The following is a 25,403-nucleotide window of genomic DNA, read 5'->3' on the forward strand; positions in this document are numbered from 1 at the left end:
GGAATTAATTTGGCCTATCGTCAACAATTATTACCCATGGAGAAAGTTTTCCGGGACCCCGTCCATGATTATATTTATATCCAACATCAAGTTATTCTGGATTTGATCAACACTTCAGAGTTCCAACGTCTGCGCCGCATTAAGCAACTGGGAACGACTTCGCTAACTTTCCACGGCGCCGAACACTCCCGCTTTGGTCATTGCCTCGGCGTTTACGAAATCACGCGTCGAATCTGCGATAATTTTGAACGCAACTATCCGACCCACACTCCTGGCGATGGCGGCTGGGATGACCACGAACGACTCGTTGCCCTGTGTGCGGCCTTGTTACATGACATCGGTCACGGCCCCTATTCACACACCTTCGAGCACATTTTCCACACGGACCATGAAGCTTTGACGGTACAAATCCTCACCTCGCCAGAAACAGAAGTCAATCAGGTCTTGCGGCAAGTCTCACCAGATTTTCCTGCGCAAGTCGCTGCCGTTATCCAAAAAACGTACCCGAATCCACAGGTCGTTCAGATGATCTCAAGTCAAATCGACGCTGACCGCATGGATTACCTGCTGCGGGATTCCTACTTTACCGGGACCAACTATGGTAATTTCGACCTAACACGGATTCTGCGGGTCATGAAGCCCTACGCAGGCGGAATCACGTTCGCGATGGAAGGTATGCACGCCGTCGAAGACTACATCGTCAGCCGCTTTCAAATGTACATGCAAGTCTATTTCCATCCGGTCTCACGGTCAATGGAAGTCATCTTAGACCGGCTGTTAGAGCGGGCCAACGACTTGTACCAAAGTCACGCGGCGGATGCTGAAGCGACGCCGGTCATGTTACTGCCGTTCTTCAACAATCACTTTACACTACATGATTACTTACGTTTAGACGACGGTGTCCTCAACACTTATTTCAGTCACTGGCGCGATAGTCACGACCAAATCTTGGCCGACCTCGCCACCCGGTTCCTAGATCGGCGGCCACTAAAATCAGCACGGGTCGATACCACGACGCAGCCGCTGATTCCGGACTTACAGCGTTTGATCGAACAAGCCGGATTTGACGCCCACTACTACACGGACACCAACGACAGCTATGATTTGCCGTACGACGCCTACGATCCGAAGATGAAGAAACCCCGGACGCAAATTGAACTGATGCAAAAGGACGGCTCGCTCTTAGAACTGTCGACCGTCAGCGATCTGGTCCGGGCAATCACTGGCAAGGTTTCGGGGGACCAACGTTTCTTCTTCCCGAAAGAAATGCTCAGCGAAAACGCCGACAGCGATTTATTTAAACCCATTTATCAAGAATTTCAGCAATACATTTTGAACGATCGCCTGGTCGTTCCACACTAATTTTGGAGGAATCAGTACATGTCAGTTAAACTTATTGCCATCGATATGGACGGCACCTTGCTCAACGAACACAGCGAACTCAATCCCGCGACGATTCAAGCCGTCCGTGACGCCAATGCTCAGGGCATCAAAGTCGTTATTTGTACCGGCCGACCATTGAGCGGCGTCACCCCATTTCTACAACAACTGGGTATCGCTGGTGAACACAACTATGTCATCACTTTCAACGGGTCGATGGTCCAAACCATCCCTGGTAAAATCATCACTGGCCTGACGCTTTCACACAATGACTACATTGACATCGAGACGTTAAGTCGCAAGCTCAATGTGCATTGCCATGTCGAAAGTGAAGACCACATTTATACGGCGAACCGGAATATCAGCCCGTACACGGTCGGCGAAAGCTCACTCGTCAATATGCCGATTCGCTACCGGACACCTGAAGAAATGCGGCCAGACTTACCAATCGTCAAGTGCATGTTCATTGACCATCAGCCGTTACTGGATGCGGCCATCAAGGCACTACCAGCGGACTTCTCAGAACGATTTACCATCGTGCGCTCAGAAGCCTATTTCTTGGAATTCATGAATCCGGAAGCTAGCAAAGGAAACGCCCTACGCACGCTTGCAGACCACCTTCACCTGACCGCGGATGAAGTCATGGCAATCGGGGACCAGGGGAATGATCTGAGCATGCTCGAATACGCCACACACAGCGTCGCGATGGGCAATGCCATTGATGAAGCCAAACAAATCGCTCGCTACGAAACCAAGACCAACGTGGAAGACGGCGTTGCACACGCGATTCGGACTTGGGCGTTGGCTGAATAAACTGGGTAATCGGTGCCAAGCGGCATGTTCGGCGAGCTGCCTGAAACACGCCACCCAATTGACAGCACCCGTTTGAACGCGTCTAGCAGGCGTTTAACGTCCAATACTCAGATGTGATGAGCAACTAATTATCGGTTTGAAAATAGGACTTCAAAAAAATCGCTTCAAGAATTCGATTGAATTCTTGAAGCGATTTTTAGTGACTAAGCAACTCGTGCCAGATTCTGAACCTCATCGGTAATCCTGGTTATTCAAAGACTTAAAGCTTAAGTCGTTGAATGATCAATTCAGACCCACCAGACCGTTTTATTCAAACGTCCCGCTGGCACTGTCTTCCTTGGTCACGTTACCACTATCGGGATAGTAGCGATACGTGTCAGTGACGGTCTTAGAAGCCGAACTAGACGACTCATCCGCCGCATACACTGCGGTGATCTGGTAATAATCACTCGTCTGCTTAGTGATATTGAACTCTGTATCTGAAGCAAATGTGACCCCAGCGGCATCCTGAAATTGCTTGATGATGGCCGAAGTCGTTAACGTCGACGAAGAACTGCTCGACGTGCTACTATCTGACGAACTCGTGGCAGTCGATGAAGACGAGCTGGTACTGTCCGTACTGCTCGTTGCTGAATTTGAATCAGATGAACTGGACGACGAACTTGAACTAACAACGGTGGAACTCTCACTACCGGAACTCGTTGATTGCGACGCCTCATAATTCATAATGGCTTGTTTCATTGCCAAAGCTTTCTTCTGTAATTCTTTGATGACCGGATGGGAGACTGAGACCCGATCCAGCTTATCAATATTGGCCTTCGCAGTGGCCAAATCATGAACACTCAAATCATCGCGGGCGGCATTATAATAACCATTAGCTTGCTTAACAGCTTGATACTGCTTGACTAACTTCTGACGCGCAGCAATAAAGCTGGCATCAGTGGTGCCGTCATAGCTACTTAATGTCTCAAAATAGCCCTTAGCTAAACTCAATTGGTTATTTTCAAGCGCTTCTTCGGCTTCTTGATAATACTTTAAGCCCGTTGCGAGATTTTTGACCGCCGCATTCGGATTAGCAGCACTAGCTAACGTCTTCCGAGCAGCGGCGATTTTTGTTTGCGAAATTTGCTGATCAGCTTTGGTTAAAACGGCCGTTGTACTATTATTAGTAGCGGTCGTGGCCGAACTTGCGGTTACGCCTCCGGTATTTTTGGCACAGCCTGATAGTGTGATGAGTCCAATCAGAACCATCACAATCAGTGGCCAAGACGATCGATAGGCATGATCCACGGCAAACCCCTCCTTTTTATCATCCCTCATTATACCATTAATCGCGATGACGTTTTTTTCAAAGCTCTGAGGTCGAGCATTACTAAACTAACCGAACTAACGCCAGCACGTAACCAGCCGTTAAAAGCAGTACCATCGCAAGGTTCGACCAGCGATACATGACGATCAGTGCCAGGTACTCCCGAAACATCGCGAATGGCAAGTAATATAGCGGCGTCCGGGCCCCAATACCCGTCAAGTTCAGGTGGAGCTGACGGGCAAAAATATTGGCTCTGAGTACGTGATAGCCACTCGTAACGATGACCGCGCGATAAAACGGATCAGTGCGGACGAGCAGTGCGTGTGAAAACTTCAGATTTTCAATCGTGGACGTCGACCGGTTCTCCTCTTGAATCGCATCGCGCGGAATCCCCGCAGCGACCAGGTAGCGCCGCATCGCGGTACTTTCGGCCATCACCTCATCATCTCCCTGACCACCAGAAACGACGATGGTAATTGGCTGGTGGTAGCGGCTCCGTTGCGCATGGTAGTACTTAGCCGCGGCCTGCAACCGGAAAGCTAAGGTCCGAGTCGGTTGGCCATTGGGCATCAAGCCAGCGCCCAAAACAATGATGTGGTCGATCTGACGCCGCCGTCCCATCCGAGTTGTCACACATGCGACCAGATAGGCGATAAAGCTAAAGGCAAAATACGCCGTCAATAGTAATGCTAAGCCCAAGAGCTGCCAGACGCGCGGCACTTGCCACAGCCAAAAATTCAGACCAGATAGCACTAACATCAACAGCAGGATCACCCCCACGATTGCGAGCAAACTGTAATGTAGCGCCCAGCCCTCCTTGCGAATCAGCCGGTAACTATAGCGCACGAAACTGATAGCTACGATTAGAATCACAACTGGCAGGAGCGTGTACGCCAACACCTTCGCCCCAACTAGCATGAATTGCCACGCGGGGCTGGCCTGGGCACTAAACTCCTTGTAAGCGCTTAATAAAATACCGATAATGGCCAGTAAAAATAAATGGCCGGTCAACCAGTGACGGCGGTCCGTCAATTGCAACGTCAGCGCACTGACGAAGGCTAAACTGCCCCAATAAAATGGTGTCATGGCAACCACCCCCTATCTATCCATTGTACCCATTTTGCGCCAACTTACCAGTTATTTACAGGTGGTGAACACTGCCGGTTGAGTTGTTGTGAATCATGATTAAAAAACCTGTTAGTTGGTTTGTTGTTCGTCTGCATTTGCTCACCTAATCCGACTTCCGGGGCCGGCTGACAATTGCTGGAGCGCAGCCGACATCGATTTGAACTCACGCAGAAACCCACTGCGCAATTTCAAATACGAGTCTTATTCTAAGCCGGAAGCAACCCACTTCCGACTAAGAATAATTTGGCTACTGAGCATTGTCAGCCAACCCCTACAGTCGGGAAGCCGTTCGAATGGCAGATGAACGACCACCTATCTTGGTACAATTGACCATTACATACTAGGAAACTGGTCCTTCAGGCGAACTATGAATTAGTATCGATAATCATTTGGTGGTATTTAAATACCGACGAGCAGGCCTGAAAGTTATTCACTTATTTCAATAACAGCTAGTCTGAGATTAGTCGATAAAATTACCATCCGGTTGGAAGTGAAGGCTTTACCATCTCAGTTAAGTTAGAAAAGTTCTGATAGTCTATCGCTTTAAAATGCGAAGAAGACAGCTTAAGTATTGCTGGAGCCTATCTTACCGTTGAATGTCAAATGTCTGTCTATTAAAAACCAGCGACCAGTTCATAAAAAGTTGAGTCCGCACATGTCCGCCTTTCGAATACCATACCTGGAGGCCGGTGTAGGATGCTTCTACAACAGCAGGTTTACGCTAACTCGCCTTGTTACCAGCGGTTCTCAGCTGGCTGCTTTTTAACTTGGAGATCGACACATTTTAATCATTTCCGCTCAGAATCTAAATAGTCGCTTCAAGAACAACTCATTCTTGAAGCGACTATTTAGAAAGCAATTTATATTTAACGCATTAATTTTCTTCGTTATGGAACCGATTCTTAAATAATGGGCTAACTGGTTTATTTTCGTGGATAAACTTGATCGCTTGACCCATTAATTGACCAACTGAAACTTCTTCGATCTTGTCGATACGTTTTGAAGCTGGCAATTCGATTGAGTCAGTCACAACTAACTTCTTAATTGGTGACTTTTCGATCCGTTCGATGGCTGGACCAGAAAGTACAGGGTGGGTACAACTTGCGTAAACTTCCGTTGCACCGGCATCAACTAAGGCCTGTGCACCTAACGTGATCGTCCCGGCCGTATCGATCATATCATCGATCATGATGGCCCGTTTGCCCTTAACATCACCAATGATGTTCATGACTTCAGCAACATTCGCCCGTGGACGCCGCTTGTCGATAATGGCAATTGGGGCCTTCAGGAATTCAGCCAATTTACGTGCCCGAGTCACACCACCGTGGTCAGGTGAAACGACCACAGCATTCTCATCTAAGTGGTGGTTCAGGAAGTAGTCAGCTAACAGTGGCGCACCCATCAAATGGTCCAATGGGATATCGAAGAAGCCTTGGATTTGAGCAGCATGCAAGTCAAGTGCTAAAATCCGGGTTGCACCGGCCGTTTCCAGCATGTTGGCAACTAACTTAGCGGTAATTGGTTCACGAGAACGTGCCTTCCGGTCTTGCCGTGCGTACCCATAGTAAGGAATAACCACGTTAATGGTCTTAGCACTGGCCCGCCGAAGCGCGTCAATCATAATCAATAATTCCATCAAATTATCATTAACAGGAGCGGAAGTTGACTGAATGATGTAAACTTGATCACCACGAATACTTTCCTCAATGTTAATGCGAATTTCGCCATCACTAAAGCGATCGACCGAAGTCTTACCTAACTTGACCCCAACGGCGTCCGCGATTTTTTCTGCCAATGGTTTATTTGAATTCAAAGCAAAAATTTTTAACTTTGGATCAAAATACTGTTCTGACATAATTTCCTCCATTCGAAAATTTATTACTTACTAAATAATAGGCATTTTGCTAGTGAAAATCAAGTCCCAACAACGGCGCAAAAATGCGTGAGACTGGGCTGGAAGCACGACTTTCGCCGATTGACGCCCCTTCACAACTAAAGATTAAAGTTTCGTGAGCGCCATTTCTAGCCCTTCAGTACCTCATGAAGCCGAAATGGTACCGCTATCAGCTATAGTTGATAGAAACAACTAGTTCTCGATAATAACTCAGGCCCAATTGATGCACCGATTATCGATGGTGGTCCAGATAGTTGACAACATCTCGGCCCAGGCGCTGCATGCCCTGATATTGTTGTTCTTGTTGGCCATTTTGCGCCATAACGACGATACTATACGTCCCATGCTTGGTTTTAAAAATCGCCGCATCATTTTGAACGCCCTTATCCGGATACTCACCGGTCTTGTTATAGACAGTCGCATGCTTGACTAAGGCGGGCAGCTTACTGTGATTACGGCAGCCCTTCAATAGCGTCAGCATCTGCTTATCATAAGTCTTGCCTAACAACTTGTGCCGGTAAACGCGGGTCAAAAAACGCGTCAAGTCACCGACTGAAGTGTAATTATCACGACCCTGTTCAAGTGCAGCCGTGTCTAACATGTGTCGTTGTAGTACCGTGTGCCGAAATTTGAACTGCTTAATCGTTTTATTGATTGGTTTGAACCCGCCGGCGCGGTCGATCAAACGATTCGCCGCGGCGTTATCTGAATTGTGAATCATCAACTGCAAGTCACGCCGATCCTGTTGCGTAAGCCGCAACTTTTTCTGTTGTACCTGCCGATAAATCGTGAGCATCACGAAGACTTTGATCGTGCTTGCAGACCGTTGCCGTGTCACCCGTTGATTACCAGTTCTCACCGTCAGTCCCCGTTTCTGGCCTAAACGAGTCACTTTAACTGACCACCGGCCGCCCAGTGGCTGTAAGTCGCGTTTGACCAGTCGTTTGACGGCTGCCCGTTCATGTTTAAGCGACGTCGCTTGAGCAGTCACCGCCCAGTTCAAGCCACCGAGTAGCACCAGCCCACAGATGAGTCCCCGCAACCACCGTTTCATTTGCATTCCTTCGCCTCCAAATCACGCTCGTATCACGTTTCCACGCTAATTATACCAACTTTTACGAGAAATAGACACGCACTCACCATCAATATTTTTATACGAAAAAGAGCCATTCAAGCACCATCGTGTGAATGACTCTTACTATCGATATCAATAAATTTATTTCGACCGCCGTTTGCGTCAGGGCTTACCCCCCTCACCGCTACAGCCAATCGTGATATTACATGTTTTCTGGTTCGTGTGGTAACCGGCCCCAGAAGTCCGGCTTGTTGGTCTGACGGGCCCGGGCAATCGCCATGTCATGGAAGTTGACATCGTCGGTGATCGTCGAACCGGCCGCGATAAATGAATGGTCCGCCACTTCGACCGGCGCAATGATGTTGGAATTGCTACCGATGAAGGCTGAGTCGCCGACATTGGTATGATGCTTGTTGACGCCATCGTAGTTGACGAAAACGACCCCACAACCAACGTTAATATCTTGACCTAACGTTGCATCACCCACATAGGTCAAATGACCAACCTTAGTCCGTGCACCGATTTGGGACTTTTTGACTTCAACAAAGTTCCCTAAATGTACGTGTTCGCCGATTTCAGCTTGTGGCCGTAAATGACTGTACGGGCCAATATTGCTATCAGCATGCATGATTGAATCTTCGAGGAAGGAGGACGTAACACGAACTCGGTCTTCGATGACCATATCATGAATCTCAGAATGAGCGCCGATAAAACAATCTTCGCCAATCGTCGTCTTGCCCTTAATCAGGACACCTGGTTCCACGATGGTATCCGCACCAATCTTAACGCCAGCATCGATGTAGGTGTCTTCAGGATTAATAATTGAAACGCCATTTTCCATATGCTGTTCGTTGATGCGCCGTTGCATGACCTTCGTTGCTTGTGCCAATGCGGCGCGAGTATTGACCCCCATGGATTCGTCAAAGTCATCCATCTGGTAAGCGGCAACCACGTCACCCTGGTTCTTCATGATCTGAATCACATCCGTCAGGTAATATTCACCCTGCGCATTGTCATTCGTCACTTGATGTAAGGCGGCAAACAGCTTCTTATTATCGAAGCAGTAGACCCCCGTGTTGATTTCGCGAATTTCTTGTTCTTCCTTAGTGGCATCTTTTTGTTCAACAATCTTTTCAACGATGCCTAACCGGTTACGAACGACCCGGCCATAGCCTTGAGGGTTTGGGGCTTGTGACGTCAAAATCGTCCCAGCAGCACCCTTGGCTTGATGATATTCAAATAATTCTTCAAAAGTTTCAGCTTTAAATAGCGGCGTATCACCACTAACGATCAACGTCATCCCGTCGGCGTCCTTCAACAATGGTTCAGCCTGTAAGACGGCGTGTCCCGTTCCAAGTTGTTCAGCTTGAACGGCATATTCAGTCCGGTCGCCCAAGGCTGCTTCAACGTCTTTGGCACCGTGACCCACGATCGTGACGATGTTGGCCATGTGTGTGGCTTCAACTTGGGTCAAGACGTGGTCGACCATTGATTTACCACATACCTGATGTAAAACTTTGACTAGCTTGGATTTCATCCGGGTCCCTTTACCGGCGGCCATGATGATTGCATTTTTGGTTGTCATTACAAATTTCTCCTTAGTCCTCAGATAAGTCAATCATATCAAAAAAACGCTTGGGATAACATACTCGGCTAGGCTTCCGCACCGAAAACTTTTTCCAAATAATTCCCCGGAATGACCTTGATGGCCTTGTCACTATCACTCACGTTGGTCACTCGTAATAACGACGTGTAGTCATCGATTAAACGATTGCCGACGAAACTTGCTTCAGCAAAAACAGTGATACCAATCAAATTAGCGTCAAATTCTTCAATCAGCGTCTTCATCCCGTTGATCGTGCCGCCGCCCTTCATGAAATCATCCACGATGAGCACGTTGGCACCTTCCGTCAAACTCCGCTTAGAAAGTTCCATTTTCTTGATTCGTTCTGAAGAACCAGAGACATAGTTCACGCTCACTGTGGAGCCTTCGGTAATCTTGGAGTCATTACGCACGATGACGAATGGCACGTTGAGATAAGTTGCGACACTTTGTGCAATCGGAATTCCCTTGGTTGCCACCGTCATCACGGCATCGATCTTCTGGTTCAAATATTGAGTCGCAATGACCCGGCCAACTTGGCGTAAAATATCGGGTTGCCCCAAAATATCTGACAAGTAGACGTAACCCCCAGGTAAGACCCGGCTCTTGTCCGCCACCTTAGTCGTCATTTCTTCAATAAATGTCTGCGCTTCTTCCTTTAAAATATATGGGATGAAGCGGGCGCCCCCAGCAGCACCGGGAATGGTCTCCAAGATTCCTGTTCCCCGGGCCTGAAAAACCTTCTTTAAGATCGTTAAATCTTCACTGATCGACGACTTTGCGGATGCGTACCGTTCCGCGAAGTATGTCAATGAAACTAATGTATGGGGACGTTCCAACAAATAACGCGTCATATCAATCAAACGTTCGCTTCTACGTACTTTCATATCTTCCACCTCAACCTAAATCATCATTTTTAAAGTCTATGCAAAATGATAACACAAACGTTCGGAAATAGGCTAACTTTTTAACACTTTTTTACTAAACCATCGGAATTTCTTAATAAGATTGCCAATTATCTTGTCTGTACAGCTCAGATTTGGCGAATTCGAGAACAATAAGTTTGGGCGACTTAATGGCGTGATCGTTCTTAAGTTCAAAAGCAGCCAGCTGAGGCCCGCTGGAAACGGCTCGAGTTTACGTAAACTTTCAGCGATAGAAACGTCCTATACCGGCCTCCAGGCATTTCTGACAACGCTGGAACGCGATGGACACAGATTTAAGCCGAGAACCCACGCCTTAAATACTGGTCTTTCACTAACCAAGCACACAACGCTTGCTAAGTGAAATTTCATCGCTGAGCATTGTCAGAAACACCTTCCAGCCTGGATGGTATTCGAAAGGCAGACACTTGCGGACTCAACTTTTGATAAATTGATCGTTGTTCCTTAGTCAACGGTCATTTGATATTCAACTGTAAGACTAGCTTTCAGTAATCTCCAAACTAGCTTACTTATGTTTTAATTCTGGTACCAATCGATACGCTTCCGAACCATCACTGTCCTTCGAATTATTCAAAGCACTTGGAGCCAACAGGCGTATTGGATTCTCAGTATTCAATCGGAGTTTGCCAGGCCTTGATTAACTAGATCATTGTTTAAGAATAGGTTGAGCGTCTTCAGCCCTTTTGTTCAACCTAACTATCCGAAATTAAGATTTTTATCTAAGCTGAAGTTCAAACAAAGTATTATTTTACAATATAAACTTCAAAAATCCTTGGCTTACCACCAACCATAAATTGAACGACATCCTTTTCCCAAAAAGGTAAAATATCATCCTCAAAACTGTCCATTATTAAACTTTTTAATTTTGGCTTTTTATTCATGAAACGCCCATATTCATTTATTATTACTGCAATTTTTTGATTGGGTATCCAGCTCAAGTCTGTCATCCAATCTGAATAGGCAGCAAAGCCTGCATAATCAGGCATTTTAAATTTTTTACCCATAAAATTCAGATATTGACGAAATGTGCAAATTTTTTTGCCAGGGATTGTAACAACAAAATAGTTTAAATCATTCAATCGTTCTTTCAACGACACAAGCTCAACTTTATCGACATAAGAAATGGTGTTTTTTTTCATTGTTATTACCTCATTTAACTTTCACAAAAGAAGCATAGTGATTACTCGTATAATATACATGCCCTTTGCTATCTATCAAAAAACGTTCCGCATCTCGAGATTTATTCGGTACCAATAAATCCATCTAGATTGTGTCAGACTTGTCAATTCAATTAGTAAGTTTATACCTTACCAGCCCAATTTTTTTATTTTAGGATAGGGTGTAACCACAATTCCGTAATATTTCCATCATCATCAATTCCCATTATAGTGCCTGGAAAAAATTCCACATAACTACTTTTAAGAGAGTTATTTTCTCCCCCAAATCTAAGCCAACCGTTGCTTATATCGTAATCAGTTTTCCATGAGTTTGCATCAGTTATCCTCTTGCTATCGCCAGGATTTATGTCTTCATCCAAAACAACTTTACCTTGATGGGCTTTCGGAGGTATCAATATACTCGATTTCCAATTAAAATTATGATGAAATCCCCAAACTTGCGTAGACTCACTGTTCTCCGAATCAAAACCAATATATATATATCCCACTAAAATAGTTATATCAGAATTTACACTTGGTTCTGACACAAACTCATGTGAGCTTTCTAGATAAATCAGCCTTCCAAAAGTATTAATTTTTGATTCAATGACTTCAAACATGTATTTTCCTTTCTACTCAGTAAAATTGAAATGTACAATTTTATTTGTATCTAAATCTACTACCAGCTCCCAAAAGACTTAATTAACTAGATTATTGTTTAAGAATAGGTTGAGCGCCCGCCCTCCAAAGATGCTAGCAGTTTTGCTCCAGTTTTCCTGCATTTGTTCCACTCACTAGTATCTTTAAGCGCTTCTTTACACCAAAGTGCCTTATTCTTACTCATATCATCTAATCTTTCATCAATGCTCAGGAATTGCTGATACTGTTTTGTAGTTATCCAAGCATTTTCAAATAATTCCTTTGCATAATTTAATGTAATATCAGAAAAATCCGAAGCTAGTTCATCAGCAACCGAAAAACCTTTTAATTGTTTGATCTGATTCTCTGGAGACATTGAAAATTCTTGAAGATTCTCGATAACTCTGTCATATAACATTGTCAACTTTTCTACATCTTCAGTCATCATTTCACAACCTTCCCATTCGTATAAATCCTAATAATTCCATGTTCTGGAGAAGAAACTTCATAATAAGGTGAATCGCCATGGTGACCACCACCAGGGTGATAATGGTTTCACCCTCATTTACCAAACCCGAACCACCAAAAAATTTTCCGACTGTATTCGTCTCAGTATTCTGCAGCATTAAATTTCTCGTGGCAACAGCATCATCTATTGATAATATCTTATGCACCATATTTACTCCTCTATATTTTGATAGAAGATCTTTGTTTGCTATATCGTTAAACAGATTTAATATCCACTGCCCTCATCAGCCTCAAAAATTTGAATCCAACTTAACTAATAGAAATATTGTGAATTTATTCATCTTGAAAATCTATCGAAAAAATCTTTCCAAAAATCACAGACAATTTTACTCTTCCATTACGATAAAAATATAGTTGGTTTTCGTTTCTTTTCAATTCGGAAATATTGTCTAACTCAATGGACAGTATGTTCTGATCTTTGTAGCTCAAAAAAACATTACATTTCATTTCATACGTGTATATGAACAACGTCAATTTGAAATCACTTATTTTTCTTCTGTATAAAACTTCTCCATCATCTATTTCGCCCGTTAAGCTTTCAGATTCTGACCAGAACAATTCTAACAAATCCAAATCATTATATTTTGTAAACACTTTTATTACGCTCCTATCACAAACGGGAAGTTACAACACAAACAAAAAACTAGCCGTCCCCCAAATTCCCAATGAATTCCAGAAACGACTAGTAACATTTTAACGTATCACAGCGACCTGCTTAAATTCCGCAGATTGCCCGTTTTTAATCTCATATCACCGAACAAAAACAGCCCAACTAGCTTCCGACCCGAAGCCGCTGATAGACCAGCGCAGCAAAGTAGAACAAGCATTCGATGGCCGCGATGAAGAAGCTGACGGGCAGGTTCGTGATGTAACTTAAGTACAAGCCCAACCAGACGCCAATCAGTGCAAAACTGATTGCGAGGAAGATCATCTTGCTGACGGTGTGCACGAAGTAACGCGCCGCCGCAGCGGGTAACGTCAATAGGATGAAAATCAGCAGTGACCCCACGATTTGGGCGGCAACGCTGACACTCATTGCAACGAGGACTAAGAAGACTACTGAGATGCCAGTCGTCCATAAGCCGCTCACCCGGGCACCAATCGCATCGAAGGAATCAAATTTGAGTGGCCGGTACAAGCCCAACATCACGAGTAAGACGATGGCCGACAAGATTGCGACCCGAATGACATCCGCGCTGGCAATCCCAATCACACTCCCAAATAGAATGCTCGTCGCATAACTCGAGGTCTGATTAGATAGCGACAGGAATAGGATCCCTAAGCCGATAAACAGTGCGGAAATCGCAGAAATCGAGGCTTCGCGCCGTGATTGTTTCACACTCATCTGCCCCACGATGACCGAACTGATGACGGTAAAAATCAGCATCCCACTCAGTGCCGTCCAGCCCATGAAAATCCCGAAAGCCGCTCCGGCAAAGCCGATTTCAGACAACGTGTGGGTTAAGAATGATAGGTTTCGGGCAATCACAAAGACCCCGATCGTCCCACAAATAATCGCAATAAATGTCCCAGCCAAGTAGGCATTACGCATGAAGACTAAACTAAACATTGACATTCGTGACCTCCTTGAGCTGTTCGGCCGACATATCAGCGATGTTGCCAAACTGTTGCTGGCCCGGTTTTAGCGCCAAATAATGTTTGGCATACTGCTTCGCTAATGGTAAGTCGTGCGTGACAAAGAAGACCGTAATGTGACTCGTCTGGTTTAAATTCTGGACTAGATCTAAGAGTTCGTACTTCATTTCGTTATCGAGACTGGCCGTCGATTCGTCCAAAATCAAGAGTTGTGGTTCCTGGACGATGGCTTGGGCGAGATAGGCCCGCTGCTTTTCACCACCAGAAGCCATACCAAGTGGGCGATGGCGTAACTTTTTAAGGTTGGTGACTGCTAACGCCGTTGTTACTTGGCGACGCTCGGCCTTCGACAGCCACGGCTGCCACCCTTTCAAATTCAGGCCGACAAAATCCTCAATCGTTAGTGGATATTCTTGGTCCAAATTACGAAATTGGGGCACGTAGCCAATCTTGATGGCTTTTTTATTCGGATAATAGGTGATTTGTCCCGCTGTTGGTTTCAACATGCCGAGCAATGCCCGAATCAGGGTGGTCTTGCCGACCCCATTCTCGCCAATCACGGTCAAAAAGTCGCCTTGTTCAATTTTAAAATCTAAATCTTTAAACACCTGGTTGTTTGGAAAACTAATTCCAAGGTGTTGGACGGCAATTAACGGTTCCGTCATAACACTACCCCAACTTTCTCAATTAAAGTAAATCGTAATGATTACTATTTTAGTTTACCTGAAAGCCATTATTTGTCAATAGGGCCACTGGTACTATTTCAATCGTCTGGAAAGCGGATCCATCACCGCAGCTTCAAGCTTAATTTGCAACTGACGCCCGCCACATTTTTTCAAAATAAAAAGACCTAGCTATTCTGAGCAAGGTCTGGTCATCATTATTCAATTAAAAGTCCTCACGCTAACTCAAGCCAACTTGTTCTCGCAAGAATTCATCAACAACGGCTTGGTAGCGGTCAGGATGCGTGCGAATTGCTTCCACGTGGCCCGCATCTGGGTCGATGTACACCCCCTTTTGTTGTGGCAACTGGTTATACAGCGCATGGGCGTTTCGGACGGGAACGGTCTGGTCCTTGGACCCATGAATCATCAAGATTGGCAAACCACTCGTCAATACTTGCTGTAAAATGCGGCCGTCTTTGAAGCCATAACCCGCGCGCACGTGTGCCAACTGATTTGCGACCGGCATGATTGGATAAGCCGGTAGATGGAATTTGTGGGTTAGCCGGAACTTGGCTTCATCGTACAAATCCGCATAACCACTATCCTCAACGATGGCTTTGACGTTAGCAGGCAGTGGTTCCCCGCTGGTCGCCATCACCGTGGCCGCGCCCATCGAGATCCCCATCAACACAATATCAATATCAAGGCCTAACTGGTTGAGCGCCATCGTGATCCATCGTTCATAATCCAACCGATCCAACCAGCCATAACCAATCGTGTGGCCCTGACTGTCGCCAAATGCCCGTGCGTCCGGCATCAGCACATCATAGCCCAAACTCATGAAAATCCGCGCATACGGAATCATCTGTTCACGTGAATGTCCAAGACCGTGCGCTAAAATCGCCAGCCGTCCCACCGTTTTAGGGTTAGGAATATAAGTTGCCGCTAAGTTAAGGCCGTCAAATGACTGAATCATCCACTGTTGCTTCGGTTGTTTCAAATACCAGAAATTTTCAATCTCCGTATTTTCAGCATGCGACCGTTCCTGCCCTTTCTGCTTCTGAGCATCACTCACATGCATGGCAAACTTGTACGCCACTAACCCGCCAAACAACGTTCCTGCATAGGTTGCGGCACCCACGACACCTGCTAGCTTTAATCCGAATTTCGTCGACTGCTTCATCCCAACACCTCCGTTACCTTTTATTTAAGCATAATCCAGCCAAAATTGCTTTGAAAATTGCTCAAATTATGATTGTTCGTGACCGGTTTGGGACATATTGGGTGCGGTGGGTGGCTGAATAGGGCGTTTGGGATTAACCATACTGCGGGGAGTGGTGCCCATCTCTGCCGCATTGTCGAAACGTGTTCAGCCGAACTGGGTCTCCGGTTAGCTACGCCCCGACGCCAAGCGGATAACCCACCGCTTAACGCCGGGGCTAGGCTAATCCTCGACCCAAACCGTTCGACTTCACACTCTTTTAAACGTGCTCAGGGCCGCTGAAGCTTGTGCTTGCTACGCTAGCGGACCAATGCTCGACTTCAACCCGCGGCCCCTCACACTCTTTCCGTCAAATTCACCGGTCTAACCAAATAAACCTCACGACAAAAGCCCTTAAGCGAGTTATAAACGCGCTGTGCCCGTGACTGCTTTCGGCAGACGCCGAACACCGTTGGACCCGTGCCACTCATTTGAGCGGCGTCCGCCCCAAACGTCAATAACTGCTGCTTGATTTGCAAAATCTCTGGATAGCGCTTGGCCGTAATCGGCTCCAACACGTTGCCCATATTGGCAAAGATCGCCTCAAAGTCTTGGTTGCGAATGCCTGATAGCAGTCCATCAATATGGGGATGCGCTGCGATTCGGTCATAATTGACTTGCCGTAAGATATTCGGCGTGGAAACGCTGATCTTTGGCTTTGCTAAGACAATCCACATCGGCGGTAATTTAGGCAACGGCGTCACGACTTCACCCTTGCCAGTGACGTGCGCCGTCTGACTGTAGACACAATATGGCACGTCCGAATCGACCTGCAACCCTAGCCGTGCTAACGTCGCTAAGTCTAATCCTAACGACCACATGCGGTTCAACCCGCGCAGGACTGCCGCAGCGTCCGATGAGCCGCCACCCAAACCAGCCGCTACTGGAATGGCCTTTCTGATTTTGATTCGCACACCCCAATCAACGTGACAATACCGTTTCAACACACTCACCGCTTGAAAAGCTAAGTTACGGCGATCATTCGGTAAAAAGCCACTATCGGTGACGACCTCGATTCGATTCGAATTCAAGGATTCCAACATCACGTAGTCGGCCAGATCAACCGACGTCATCACCATATCCCACTCTTTGTCACCATTTGAATGCTCAAATAAGGTATCCAGCCCTAAATTAATCTTGGCTGGTGCTTTTTCAACGATTTGCACGCGTCTCACCCTCTTCCATGACCGCGATTACCCGGGGTCGCTGACTTACTTTGATACAATTATACTAATATCAAGGCAAAATAAAAAGACCTTGCTGGGGGTCTTAATATTGAGAATTCACGAGACGCGAATTAAGCTTCAGTTGTTTCATCGTCAAAAGCGATTTGAACGTTCTTTGTCAGAACATCGGTATAACTGTAGGAGACCCGTTCAAATGCGTTTTCTTGTTGATCTAAATCTACAACAAATACGGAACGGTAAGTTTCTTTTAACACACCGTGGCGTTCAGTTGTCTTCTTGCGGCCGGCCTGGGCAACGACCTTCATGCGTTGGCCGATCCGTGAGTCAAGTTTATCTTTAATTGCAGCTAGTGAAATTGGCATTGAGAATCCTCCTCATGAAAGACACTATACTAGCTTTTCACAAAAAAGTCAATATTATATCACAAGGTTTTCTAATGTGCAACCATTTTATAACAGAACAATCTAGAGTAAATCAGCCTGATGACATGCATCCGTCAGCGTGATAAATTCATCGACCGTTAGCCGTTCTGCCCGAATCTTCGGGTCAATGGCCGCAATCTCAAGCGCCTGCTGAATTGCCGTCTTGGTGTCAGGTTGCTTGCCAAATAAACTTTGCAGATTGTTCCACAAATTTTTTCGGCGATGGGCAAACCCAGCTTTGACCACCTTGAAAAAGGCTGCTTCGTCAAATGGTACATGGGTCCGCGGTGGTAACGCCGTCAACTTCACAATTGCTGAATCAACGTTCGGCGCTGGGACGAAGACAGTCCGCGGAACGACCATCGCCATTTCAGTAGCCATCCGATACTGGACCGCAATCGTCAGCGCCCCATACGCTTTTGTCCCTGGTTCCGCTGCTAACCGGTCAGCGACTTCTTTTTGCATCATGACCACGATGTTTTCAAAAGCAACGTCGCCCACCAATAGGTTCATCAGAATCGGCGTTGTAATGTAATAAGGTAAGTTGGCGACTAGCTTCAACGGCCGCTCGTTATCTAAATGTTCACTGATCATCGCTGCCAGGTCATCCTTCAAAATGTCTTGGTTAACGACCGTTACATTGTCATAATCAGCTAGTGTCTCATCCAAAATTGGCAGTAACCGCTCGTCAATTTCAAACGCCAAGACATGGTGGGCTGCACGAGCCAAATATTCAGTCAACGCCCCAATCCCCGGGCCGATTTCAATCACATTATCATTGGCGCCAATGTCCGCCGTTGCAACAATATTGTGTAAAACGTTCTGGTCAGTCAAAAAGTTCTGACCCAGGCTCTTTTTAACTTGTAAGCCGTACGTGTGCATAATGGCCCGCGTGCGGGCGGGATTAGCAATATCTAAATCTCTACTCATAGTTACTCCTCTGTCGTCAGTTGATTCACCGCCGCCCAAAAATCAGCGGGCTGAATCTGAAATAGTTGCAGGCGTTTGGGTAATTGTTTCCCATTCACGTAGCCAATACCGAGCCGCTCGCCTAGTTGTTCACGCCGTTTACGGGCAGTCGGGCCCGCCAACAAGCCGGCCTGAATCAGGTCATGTTGCGTGATCAACGGTTGGGCCTCATCGACTTGTTCGGTATACAAATGGGCAAGTGCGGCTTGAATCGCTGCTGGACTCGCATGTTCCACGCCCAGACTGCCACCAGCCTTAGTTGGGACTCCCGCTTGACGCGGCAAAAAGGCGTGTTTGACCCCCGGAACGGCCGCCGAAATCGTCTTGCGAATCCGCTCCCCTGAAAAATCTGGGTCGGTAAACACGATCACGCCCCGACTTGCCTGTAACGTCTTAATCTGGGCCAACGTCGCTTCTGAGATGGCTGAGCCATTCGTTTCCAATGTATCTGCATCAACGGCGAGGGCCAGACGTTTCGTGTCATCCTTGCCTTCGACGACGATTACTTCTTTAATCTTCTTCAATCTTAAAAAATTCCTCTGCATTTTGATAAGTTTGCGCCGCAATGGCTTCCGGCGTCATTTCACGTAACTTGGCAATCGCTTCAACCACATAGCGCGTGTACCCGGGTTCGTTCTGCTTGCCACGGTATGGTTCCGGCGTTAAATAAGGGGCATCCGTCTCCACTAGCATTGAATCCAAAGGCGTCTGTTTGACGGATTCGTGGACTTCATGGGCATTCTTGAAGGACGCCACCCCACTGTAAGAGATGTGCATGCCTAAATCCAAGAAGCGTTTCAGCCATTCCGGATCACCATTAAAACTATGCATGACACCACCCGTATCACGAATGTCAGCCGCCTTCAAAATCTTGTACGTATCTTCAAAAGCATCCCGGTTATGCACAGAAATCGGCAGTTGCATGTCTTTGGCAATCGCGACTTGGCGTGCAAACACCTTTCGTTGCACGTCTTGTGGCGACGTATCCCAATGATAGTCCAGGCCAATCTCACCCAACGCAACGACTTTTGGCTGTTGTAGCTGGTCAATCAAGACTTTTTCCGCTGCCTGATCATAATTCTTGGAATCTTCTGGATGCCAGCCCACGATGGCGACGAGCTGTGGATAGGTCTCCGCCAGTTTAATCGCATCGGCGTTCAGTTGTGTATTCGAACCAACGATTGCCATTCGCGTCACGTCAAGGTCAGCCGCTTGTTGCAAGTAACGTGGCACTTCCTGGATAAATTCTTCGCTATTTAAATGGGTATGAGAATCAAAAATCCGCATGTAATAACCCCTTTTCGACTTTTGTTATCTTAGTTGATTTTACCATGGGACGCAAGTTTTCGGAAAAGAAGCTGGTAATTCTAAAATAAAAAAGCCTGGGTTCCCCCAGGCTTTCAAACACAATTAATGACGTACACGTCGCCAATACAGCTCCGCGTACACCACCGTCATCACGACGACCACGCCTAACATGTATACGGGCAATGCCACGATACTACCGTTGTGGAACCAACTCATTAGGTACGTTAGCACACTCACTAGCAGATAATAACCCAAGCTAAACCAGCCACTGGCACTACCCATCACCGTCTCATAGCCAATCAATGCACGATTCAACGCATTCGGCAAGGTGATGTTCAGACCTAAGAAGGCCAAAAAAATCCCAATCAGCATTCCAATGATGTGATTGCCAACAGCGCTCATCACCAAGCCAACCGTCGCTACTAAACTCAATCCCAAGCCACTTAAAGCAACCTGCATTGGTGACCAATAGTTGACAAGCCAATTCACTAGCAACGCACCCAGCAGACTGGCCGTAGCTAAGACTAAACCGAGACTACCGTATTGCACAGCACTAAAGCCAAAGTACGTTTCAAATATAAACGGCGCTTCAGCGTAATAACTAAACAAAATACCATTAATACCACTAATCAATAAACCGTAACACCAGGCCACGGGATCGTGCAACAATCGTGAAACGATAGCACTTTGTTGCCGCCAAGAGGCCACTTTGACCGCTTCTGGCCGAGTCTCCGGTAAGCAACAACCTACGTACAGCAGTATTGCGACTGCCATCATGCTCAAGATAGAGAAGACATGCTGATAGCCGAACACAGTCTGGACGCCACCTCCGATGAGTGGTCCGAGGGCGGGCGATAGTGCCATGGCTGCACTCACCTTAGCAAATATTTTTGCACCAGAAACACCTGTAAAACTTTCACGCATAATGGTCTGTGTCACAACCGAACCAGCACTAGCACCGAAAGCTTGAATCAAGCGGCAAACCAATAACCAAGTAAAGCTTGGACTCAGATATAACCCTAAATTACCAATCAAATAAAAGGCTAATCCACCTAACATGGCATCACGTCGCCCGCGATAGTCAGCATATTCCCCCCAAAAGAGCACCCCAACTGCAAAAGCCACAAAGTAACTGCTCATGGTTAGTTGGCTGTGGCTGGCGCTAACGTGCATTGCCTGACTGAGTGCTGGCAAGATTGGCGTAAAAATTGATTCACTGATTTGCGGGAATCCCACTAATGTGATTAACAGTAATAATGATGGCACTTGTTTTTGGACGTTTTTCATTTAATTAAGTCTCCTAAATTTAATTAATTTGCGGAAAAACGTCCTTTTCCATCTACGGAGACGCATACGAGAATCTGTTCATACTTCATATGTTCTCACCTCATTTCTTGTTCGTACTACTGTACGGGAGATTAACCCATTTGTCAAAAACAACTGAAATAACAATTAAATTACAAACAAAAAATCGAGCTCACTGTTTCAGTGCGCCCGATTTTTTATTCAACATCTAGTTTTAATTACGAAATCAATGATCCGTTGACCATATTATCTGGCACGGTGATCAATTGGACCTTACCGTCGTGTTCTGCAGATAATAACATGCCTTGGCTCATCTCACCACGTAACTTCCGTGGCTTCAAATTACCAACAATGACAACCTTCTTACCAATCAATTCTTCTGGTTCTGGATACCACTTGGCAATTCCAGACAGAATCTGACGGTGGTCAGCGTCACCTGCATCTAGCCGGAATTGGAGGAGCTTGTCAGCACCCTTCAACTTCTGGACCGTGATAACTTCCGCAACTTTTAGTTCGACCTTATCAAAATCATCAATACTGATTTCTGGTTTGGTCAAGTTTAAGTTAGTTTCGGCTGGATTCCAACCTTGTTCGACTTCAGCTTCATGCTTAGCAGCTTCCATTGCTTTACGTCCCTTCTGCTTGTCGGACTTCGTCATCTTAGCCTTTAAGAAGGCAATTTCTTCATCCACATCAACCCGTGGGAAGATTGGTGTCCCCTTCGCAACGACTTGGGCTCCGGCTGGTAAATCAGCGAGTTGTAAGCCTTCGATTGCCAAAGTGTCCACATCTAAGCCCAATTGGGTGAAGATTTCCTTTGGCGCATGCGTCATTACTGGACTGATCAAGCTAGCGATAACTCGTAAACTAGCTGCTAAGTGGGCCATCACACTTGCCAACTTATCAGCGTCCGCCGCGTCGTCGCTCTTAGCTAATTGCCAAGGCGCCGTTTCGTCGATGTACTTGTTCGTCCGGCTGACCAACTTCCAAACTTCACCGAGTGCATCGGATAAGTGCAAACTATCCATGCAAGCGTTGAAGTTTTCGATAGTCGTGGCTGCAGTGGCTTCCAAATCAGCGTCAAATTCAGTGACACCGGCCTTGAAAGCAGGAAGTTTGCCATCTTCGTACTTATTGATCATGGCAATCGTCCGGTTCAATAAGTTACCTAAGTCGTTGGCCAAGTCATAGTTGACCCGCGCCACGAAGTCTTCAGGTGTAAATAAGCCATCGTTCCCATAAGGCATGGCCTTAACGAGATAATAGCGCAGTGCATCGAGACCATAGCGTTCGACCAAGGTTTCAGGATAGATAACATTACCCTTCGACTTGGACATCTTGCCATCCTTCATCAGTAACCAGCCGTGGCCGAAGACCTTCTTTGGTAATGGTAAGCCGAGTGCGTGTAAAATGATTGGCCAGTAAATCGTATGAAAACGCACGATTTCTTTACCAACCATTTGGACGTCAGCGGGCCAGAACTTGTTGAATAAGTCCTCTGAATCACCCGTTGCATAGCCTAATGCGGTGATATAGTTCGTCAATGCGTCGATCCACACGTAGACCACGTGCTTAGGATCACTCTTAACGGGCACGCCCCAAGTAAAGCTGGTCCGTGAAACCGCTAAATCTTCCAGACCAGGCTTGATGAAGTTGTTGATCATTTCAGTCATCCGATTGCTTGGTTCGATAAAGTCAGGATGTTTCTGATAGTAATCTAACAACCAGTCCGCATACTTGCTCATCTTAAAGAAGTAGGACTGTTCCTTGACCAATTCGACTTCGTGGCCGCTTGGTGCTTTCCCACCGATTACTTTGCCATTATCATCGCGGAAGACTTCAGCTAACTGCGTCTCAGTGAAGTATTCTTCATCGTCAACTGAGTACCAGCCTTCATATTCACCGAGGTAAATATCGCCATTCTTCAACAAGCGGTCAAAGATTTCTTGAACCGCGCGTTCGTGATAATCATCCGTCGTCCGGATAAACTTGTCATTAGAGATTTCGAGTAATTTCCATAAATCTTTAATTTGTTTAGCCATCCCATCAACGTATGATTTAGGATCAGTATTCAATTTTTCTGCTTTTTCTTCAATCTTCAGGCCGTGTTCATCTGTCCCGGTCAAGAAATAGACATCGTAACCCATCGCCCGTTTGTACCGTGCAAGCGTATCACACGCAATGGTCGTATATGAGTTACCGATATGTAATTTCCCCGAAGGATAATAAATCGGCGTCGTAATGTAATAAGTTGGTTTTGTTTCTGCCATGACGTAAGTTCCCTTCAAACTGGTTTTGATCAATCGTTAAACATGTCTTTATTTTAAAAATCCATGAACAAATCACACCGTGTGTCAGACGATCGTATTTATCCAAAATAACACACGCTAGACACAATGTGTAGAATCTCTTATATTGTATCATATTTCCTCTGCAGATTAAGAAACGATAACAAAAGAGTTGCTCATACCACTAAGACCTTAGCGCAACGACTGCTGAGCCGGACGCTAAGGTCTTAGATTATCTTGTTCATGAAGTTCAGCCAGGAGCCAATGTCCCCGCAACTGATTATTATGGAGACTTGATGAACTGCCATATTGCACTAGCACGAAACCGTGGTGACTAACAATCATCAAGCGGCTCGCCTGGTTTTCTGTGTATTCAACCTAAAACAAATCCAACTGATGCGGTCCCAAATCACCGAATGAAACGCCGAGCAACTCTTTCAACGCCATCGCGTTATCTGCAGCGTCGCCACCAGCATTGTTGTTGAAGATGACGCACACTTCATCAGCTTGAGCTTGCAACTGTTCCACCGTTTGTTTGAATTCGGCCAGCTCAGCATCACTGTAGCGATATAAGGTGCGTTGGCTGCGCCAGTTGGGCCCCTTAGCAGACCAGCCCTGTTGATTGCGACCATGTAACCGCAACAAGGCCAACTTGGCATTCGTCACGACGGGTTCAAAGCTGACGCCATCGTTCATTGCGTGGGGTTCATCGACGACGACGTGAATCAAACCCAGGTCGTGGAGGAAGCTGAAGACGGCATCCTTGACACCATCCTCATACCAACTCTGATTACGAAATTCAACTGCAATCGGCACGCCGGGCAGCCATTCCACCATCCGCTGAAGATAGTGAAAATTCCGGTTGGAGCGTTCAAAGAATGGCGGGAATTGGAACAACACGGCTTTGAGTTGGTGATGCTGCGTCAGCGGTTTGAGCATCGCGCGGTATTCTCGATAGGCTGTCTTGAGTGCATCCATCGAGACGCCTTCATCGTAAGTGTCGTGCAAGGTCATGACTTGATTGGCTTTCAGAATGAACTGAAATTTATCTGGTACCGCTTTTTGCCACTTCTTGACCGTCGCGACCTTGGGAATCCCATAAAATGGCGTGTCGACCTCAACCACGGGTAACACACCCGAATATTCAGTTAAAGTCAACTTATCCGTGCCACCGAGTAGACTGGGGTGTTCCGTCCAAGTTGTCAGACCAATCGTCATCATTAGACTTGCACCTCCTCGAAGAAGGTCGTTGCATCTTCTTGGACCATTGTGAAATCAAATGGCAGTTGCAACGGTTCAGCGTTAACGGCGAGCACTTGGGCTTGCGGGTTACGGTAATCGATCAAGCCAGCAAATGGATAGACCCGAAACGACGTCCCACAGATGACGACCAGGTCCGCTTGCTGCAAATACTGAACAGCGCGTTCAATGTTTTCAGGCGCGATTCCTTCATCATAGAGCACCACGTTGGGCCGCAAGTAACCGCCGTCCGCTTGATGCGTGGGTGCCTTCAAATAGTCCTGCCAATCTACCGACTGACCACACTTCGTACAATATACTTGGTATAAGTTGCCATGAAATTCCACCAAGTTGGCCGTCTTCGCCACCACATATAAATTATCGATATTTTGAGTAATCACGCTGGCGCGCCCCTGCTGCGTCAGGGCCGCCATCTTTTGATGGATGACATTCGGTTGCGCATCAGGATAATATAAATTTGATTTTAAATACTGATAAAATTCCGTGGGATGGCTCGCTAAAAAAGCATGGCTTAAATAATACTCTGCATTATGATGTTCCGTATATAAGCCGTTTTTCGAGCGATAATCTGGAATCCCAGACGGCGTCGAAACGCCCGCACCCGTCATAAAGACAATGTGTTGTGCTTGCTGTAATGCTGTCTGTGCTACTGTGTCGTTCATCACGACATTC

The 25,403-nt window shown here is 46.3% G+C and carries 26 protein-coding genes; 2 read left to right on the forward strand and 24 right to left on the reverse strand.

Going from position 1 to position 25,403, the window contains the following annotated elements; translation table 11 throughout:
• Nucleotides 1-9: 9 nt before the first annotated feature.
• Both KGF65_RS06050 and yidA read left to right on the forward strand, forming a co-directional pair.
• Nucleotides 10-1,362, forward strand: coding sequence for an HD domain-containing protein (locus KGF65_RS06050; protein WP_050337735.1), 1,353 nt, complete (start codon nucleotides 10-12; stop codon nucleotides 1,360-1,362).
• 18 nt (nucleotides 1,363-1,380) lie between these two features.
• Entirely contained in the window at nucleotides 1,381-2,193 is an 813-nt protein-coding gene (yidA, locus tag KGF65_RS06055; RefSeq protein WP_050337736.1) for a sugar-phosphatase, read from the forward strand.
• Between the two features lie 306 nt (nucleotides 2,194-2,499).
• Here the strand turns inward: yidA and KGF65_RS06060 are convergent, their stop codons facing one another.
• From KGF65_RS06060 to KGF65_RS06175, 24 genes are all read right to left on the reverse strand, one after another.
• A complete protein-coding gene (locus KGF65_RS06060) occupies nucleotides 2,500-3,483 on the reverse strand; it encodes a hypothetical protein (RefSeq protein ID WP_216748140.1) in 984 nt (327 codons plus the stop codon).
• A gap of 82 nt (nucleotides 3,484-3,565) precedes the next feature.
• Entirely contained in the window at nucleotides 3,566-4,588 is a 1,023-nt protein-coding gene (locus tag KGF65_RS06065) for a YdcF family protein (protein WP_101874092.1), read from the reverse strand.
• A gap of 916 nt (nucleotides 4,589-5,504) precedes the next feature.
• Complete coding sequence (locus tag KGF65_RS06070; RefSeq protein WP_003637652.1) at nucleotides 5,505-6,485, reverse strand: ribose-phosphate diphosphokinase; 981 nt, start codon at nucleotides 6,483-6,485, stop codon at nucleotides 5,505-5,507.
• A 271-nt stretch (nucleotides 6,486-6,756) separates the two neighbouring features.
• Nucleotides 6,757-7,584 (reverse strand): serine hydrolase, encoded by an 828-nt coding sequence (locus KGF65_RS06075; protein WP_101872782.1) that lies wholly within the window; start codon nucleotides 7,582-7,584, stop codon nucleotides 6,757-6,759.
• Nucleotides 7,585-7,801: 217 nt separating this feature from the next.
• Nucleotides 7,802-9,184: a bifunctional UDP-N-acetylglucosamine diphosphorylase/glucosamine-1-phosphate N-acetyltransferase GlmU gene (glmU, locus tag KGF65_RS06080; protein WP_216748141.1), complete on the reverse strand. Its 1,383-nt coding sequence runs from the start codon at nucleotides 9,182-9,184 to the stop codon at nucleotides 7,802-7,804.
• Between the two features lie 68 nt (nucleotides 9,185-9,252).
• Nucleotides 9,253-10,089 carry a pur operon repressor gene (purR, locus tag KGF65_RS06085; protein WP_050337741.1) on the reverse strand — a complete coding sequence of 279 codons (837 nt, stop codon included), beginning with the start codon at nucleotides 10,087-10,089 and terminating at the stop codon, nucleotides 9,253-9,255.
• Between the two features lie 800 nt (nucleotides 10,090-10,889).
• Complete coding sequence (locus KGF65_RS06090; protein ID WP_181185323.1) at nucleotides 10,890-11,285, reverse strand: hypothetical protein; 396 nt, start codon at nucleotides 11,283-11,285, stop codon at nucleotides 10,890-10,892.
• Between the two features lie 10 nt (nucleotides 11,286-11,295).
• The gene (locus KGF65_RS17400) at nucleotides 11,296-11,409 is read right to left on the reverse strand and encodes a ribonuclease domain-containing protein (RefSeq protein ID WP_105922231.1); all 114 of its coding nucleotides are present in this window, start codon (nucleotides 11,407-11,409) and stop codon (nucleotides 11,296-11,298) included.
• Nucleotides 11,410-11,470: 61 nt separating this feature from the next.
• Nucleotides 11,471-11,923: a hypothetical protein gene (locus tag KGF65_RS06100; protein ID WP_101874342.1), complete on the reverse strand. Its 453-nt coding sequence runs from the start codon at nucleotides 11,921-11,923 to the stop codon at nucleotides 11,471-11,473.
• 98 nt (nucleotides 11,924-12,021) lie between these two features.
• Entirely contained in the window at nucleotides 12,022-12,390 is a 369-nt protein-coding gene (locus KGF65_RS06105; RefSeq protein WP_225368146.1) for a hypothetical protein, read from the reverse strand.
• Between the two features lies 1 nt (nucleotide 12,391).
• A complete protein-coding gene (locus KGF65_RS06110; protein ID WP_191993267.1) occupies nucleotides 12,392-12,616 on the reverse strand; it encodes a hypothetical protein in 225 nt (74 codons plus the stop codon).
• 127 nt (nucleotides 12,617-12,743) lie between these two features.
• Nucleotides 12,744-13,064: a hypothetical protein gene (locus KGF65_RS06115; protein ID WP_101874343.1), complete on the reverse strand. Its 321-nt coding sequence runs from the start codon at nucleotides 13,062-13,064 to the stop codon at nucleotides 12,744-12,746.
• A 178-nt stretch (nucleotides 13,065-13,242) separates the two neighbouring features.
• Nucleotides 13,243-14,040 (reverse strand): metal ABC transporter permease, encoded by a 798-nt coding sequence (locus KGF65_RS06120; RefSeq protein ID WP_033618651.1) that lies wholly within the window; start codon nucleotides 14,038-14,040, stop codon nucleotides 13,243-13,245.
• Complete coding sequence (locus KGF65_RS06125) at nucleotides 14,033-14,731, reverse strand: metal ABC transporter ATP-binding protein (protein ID WP_216748142.1); 699 nt, start codon at nucleotides 14,729-14,731, stop codon at nucleotides 14,033-14,035. The genes KGF65_RS06120 and KGF65_RS06125 overlap by 8 nt, the downstream gene beginning before the upstream one ends.
• A 238-nt stretch (nucleotides 14,732-14,969) precedes the next feature.
• Nucleotides 14,970-15,914, reverse strand: coding sequence for an alpha/beta hydrolase (locus KGF65_RS06130; RefSeq protein WP_216748143.1), 945 nt, complete (start codon nucleotides 15,912-15,914; stop codon nucleotides 14,970-14,972).
• A gap of 374 nt (nucleotides 15,915-16,288) precedes the next feature.
• Complete coding sequence (gene ispE, locus KGF65_RS06135; RefSeq protein WP_088770097.1) at nucleotides 16,289-17,158, reverse strand: 4-(cytidine 5'-diphospho)-2-C-methyl-D-erythritol kinase; 870 nt, start codon at nucleotides 17,156-17,158, stop codon at nucleotides 16,289-16,291.
• A 131-nt stretch (nucleotides 17,159-17,289) separates the two neighbouring features.
• On the reverse strand, nucleotides 17,290-17,541 hold the full coding sequence (locus KGF65_RS06140) for a Veg family protein (protein WP_003637638.1): 252 nt from the start codon (nucleotides 17,539-17,541) through the stop codon (nucleotides 17,290-17,292).
• Between the two features lie 102 nt (nucleotides 17,542-17,643).
• Nucleotides 17,644-18,531, reverse strand: coding sequence for a 16S rRNA (adenine(1518)-N(6)/adenine(1519)-N(6))-dimethyltransferase RsmA (gene rsmA / locus KGF65_RS06145; protein ID WP_216748144.1), 888 nt, complete (start codon nucleotides 18,529-18,531; stop codon nucleotides 17,644-17,646).
• Between the two features lie 2 nt (nucleotides 18,532-18,533).
• Complete coding sequence (rnmV, locus tag KGF65_RS06150) at nucleotides 18,534-19,094, reverse strand: ribonuclease M5 (RefSeq protein WP_101872778.1); 561 nt, start codon at nucleotides 19,092-19,094, stop codon at nucleotides 18,534-18,536.
• Nucleotides 19,081-19,857, reverse strand: a complete 777-nt coding sequence (locus tag KGF65_RS06155; RefSeq protein ID WP_050337745.1) for a TatD family hydrolase — start codon at nucleotides 19,855-19,857, stop codon at nucleotides 19,081-19,083. The genes rnmV and KGF65_RS06155 overlap by 14 nt, the downstream gene beginning before the upstream one ends.
• A 123-nt stretch (nucleotides 19,858-19,980) precedes the next feature.
• Entirely contained in the window at nucleotides 19,981-21,165 is a 1,185-nt protein-coding gene (locus KGF65_RS06160; RefSeq protein ID WP_216748145.1) for a multidrug effflux MFS transporter, read from the reverse strand.
• A gap of 236 nt (nucleotides 21,166-21,401) precedes the next feature.
• On the reverse strand, nucleotides 21,402-23,453 hold the full coding sequence (gene metG / locus KGF65_RS06165) for a methionine--tRNA ligase (protein ID WP_216748146.1): 2,052 nt from the start codon (nucleotides 23,451-23,453) through the stop codon (nucleotides 21,402-21,404).
• A gap of 396 nt (nucleotides 23,454-23,849) precedes the next feature.
• On the reverse strand, nucleotides 23,850-24,692 hold the full coding sequence (locus KGF65_RS06170; protein WP_021336950.1) for a DUF72 domain-containing protein: 843 nt from the start codon (nucleotides 24,690-24,692) through the stop codon (nucleotides 23,850-23,852).
• Nucleotides 24,692-25,393 carry an NAD-dependent protein deacylase gene (locus tag KGF65_RS06175; protein ID WP_101872776.1) on the reverse strand — a complete coding sequence of 234 codons (702 nt, stop codon included), beginning with the start codon at nucleotides 25,391-25,393 and terminating at the stop codon, nucleotides 24,692-24,694. Before KGF65_RS06175 ends, KGF65_RS06170 begins: the two co-directional genes overlap by 1 nt.
• Between the last annotated feature and the right edge of the window lie 10 nt (nucleotides 25,394-25,403).

The organism is Lactiplantibacillus sp. 30.2.29, assembly GCF_018991255.1.
Taxonomy (GTDB): Bacteria; Bacillota; Bacilli; order Lactobacillales; family Lactobacillaceae; genus Lactiplantibacillus; species Lactiplantibacillus pentosus.

Coding starts and splice junctions, on each gene's coding strand:
- KGF65_RS06090 (WP_181185323.1), bottom strand. CDS start 11,285: ATGAAAAAAAACACCATTTCTTATGTCGATAAAGTTGAGCTTGTGTCG.
- KGF65_RS17400 (WP_105922231.1), bottom strand. CDS start 11,409: ATGGATTTATTGGTACCGAATAAATCTCGAGATGCGGAACGTTTTTTG.
- KGF65_RS06065 (WP_101874092.1), bottom strand. CDS start 4,588: ATGACACCATTTTATTGGGGCAGTTTAGCCTTCGTCAGTGCGCTGACG.
- KGF65_RS06105 (WP_225368146.1), bottom strand. CDS start 12,390: ATGATGACTGAAGATGTAGAAAAGTTGACAATGTTATATGACAGAGTT.
- rsmA (WP_216748144.1), bottom strand. CDS start 18,531: ATGAGTAGAGATTTAGATATTGCTAATCCCGCCCGCACGCGGGCCATT.
- KGF65_RS06125 (WP_216748142.1), bottom strand. CDS start 14,731: ATGACGGAACCGTTAATTGCCGTCCAACACCTTGGAATTAGTTTTCCA.
- KGF65_RS06120 (WP_033618651.1), bottom strand. CDS start 14,040: ATGTTTAGTTTAGTCTTCATGCGTAATGCCTACTTGGCTGGGACATTT.
- KGF65_RS06100 (WP_101874342.1), bottom strand. CDS start 11,923: ATGTTTGAAGTCATTGAATCAAAAATTAATACTTTTGGAAGGCTGATT.
- KGF65_RS06170 (WP_021336950.1), bottom strand. CDS start 24,692: ATGATGACGATTGGTCTGACAACTTGGACGGAACACCCCAGTCTACTC.
- KGF65_RS06075 (WP_101872782.1), bottom strand. CDS start 7,584: ATGCAAATGAAACGGTGGTTGCGGGGACTCATCTGTGGGCTGGTGCTA.
- KGF65_RS06160 (WP_216748145.1), bottom strand. CDS start 21,165: ATGAAAAACGTCCAAAAACAAGTGCCATCATTATTACTGTTAATCACA.
- glmU (WP_216748141.1), bottom strand. CDS start 9,184: ATGACAACCAAAAATGCAATCATCATGGCCGCCGGTAAAGGGACCCGG.
- yidA (WP_050337736.1), top strand. CDS start 1,381: ATGTCAGTTAAACTTATTGCCATCGATATGGACGGCACCTTGCTCAAC.
- KGF65_RS06140 (WP_003637638.1), bottom strand. CDS start 17,541: ATGCCAATTTCACTAGCTGCAATTAAAGATAAACTTGACTCACGGATC.
- KGF65_RS06175 (WP_101872776.1), bottom strand. CDS start 25,393: ATGAACGACACAGTAGCACAGACAGCATTACAGCAAGCACAACACATT.
- KGF65_RS06070 (WP_003637652.1), bottom strand. CDS start 6,485: ATGTCAGAACAGTATTTTGATCCAAAGTTAAAAATTTTTGCTTTGAAT.
- metG (WP_216748146.1), bottom strand. CDS start 23,453: ATGGCAGAAACAAAACCAACTTATTACATTACGACGCCGATTTATTAT.
- KGF65_RS06130 (WP_216748143.1), bottom strand. CDS start 15,914: ATGAAGCAGTCGACGAAATTCGGATTAAAGCTAGCAGGTGTCGTGGGT.
- KGF65_RS06155 (WP_050337745.1), bottom strand. CDS start 19,857: ATGCGGATTTTTGATTCTCATACCCATTTAAATAGCGAAGAATTTATC.
- purR (WP_050337741.1), bottom strand. CDS start 10,089: ATGAAAGTACGTAGAAGCGAACGTTTGATTGATATGACGCGTTATTTG.